General features: G+C 76.7%; 1 protein-coding gene. It reads left to right on the top strand.

The features are described from left to right. Nucleotides 1-17 precede the first annotated feature (17 nt). The coding region (locus HMPREF3105_RS12465; RefSeq protein WP_371441119.1) for a methyltransferase at nt 18-963 on the top strand (946 nt) is incomplete at its 3' end.

Raw genomic sequence — 963 nt, 5'->3', positions numbered from 1 at the left:
TGGCGGCCGGGCTCGTCGTGGAAGGGCCGGACGGGCGCGTGCGCGGCGCGGTGGACCTCTCGCCGTACGAGGCGGACGAGCCGGGCCGGATGTGGATCGCCTCGGACCTGACGGCCCAGCAGCGGCGCGGCCCGCTGCCTCCCGAGCACGTGCTCGGCGTCGGCCGGGCCTCCCTCACGCTCGCCGGCGCCACGCAGCGCCGTCCCGTGGCCCGCGCCCTCGACGTGGGGGTGGGCTGCGGGATCCAGACCCTGCACCTGCTCGCCCACGCCGACCATGTCACCGCCACGGACCTGTCCGAGCGGGCCCTGGCATTCACCCGGTTCAACCTGCTGCTCAACGCGGACGTGCTCGGCCTCGACCGGGACCGGCTCGAGGACCGGGTCCGGCTGGCGGCCGGCGATCTGCTGGCGCCGGTGACGGGGGAGCGGTTCGACCTCGTGGTCTCGAACCCGCCGTTCGTGATCACCCCGCGCACGGACCCGGACGCGCCCGTGCTGACCTACCGCGACGGCGGCCGCGAGGGCGACCGGATCGTCGCGGAGCTGATCGCGGCCCTGCCGGACGTGCTCGCCGAGGGCGGCACCGCGCAGCTGCTCGCCAACTGGGAGATCCCGGCGGGTGACACCGCCGACGCCGACACCGCACCGTGGGACGCGCGCCCGCGTTCGTGGGTGGCGCCGGGGATGCAGGCCTGGTTGCTCCAGCGCGACCGGCAGGACCCCGCGGGCTACGCGGAGACGTGGCTGCAGGACTCCTCGCTCGAGCTCGACCCGCCCGCCTATGAGGCCGCCTACCGCGGGTACCTGGACGACTTCGCCGCGCGCGGGGTCGCGGGCGTGGGCTTCGGCCACGTGTGGCTGCGTCGGCCCGCCGCGGACGGCTCCCAGGGCCGGGCGTGGGTGGTCGCCGAGGAGCTGACCCAGCCCGTGGACGAGGCCCTCGGCACCGCGTGGGCCGCCG

Origin of the sequence: Micrococcus sp. HMSC31B01 (assembly GCF_001816085.1) — a bacterium.
Taxonomy (GTDB): domain Bacteria; phylum Actinomycetota; class Actinomycetes; order Actinomycetales; family Micrococcaceae; genus Micrococcus; species Micrococcus luteus.
The sequence above is the reverse complement of the archived record's forward strand: the minus strand, read 5'-3'. Positions and strand labels throughout refer to the sequence as shown.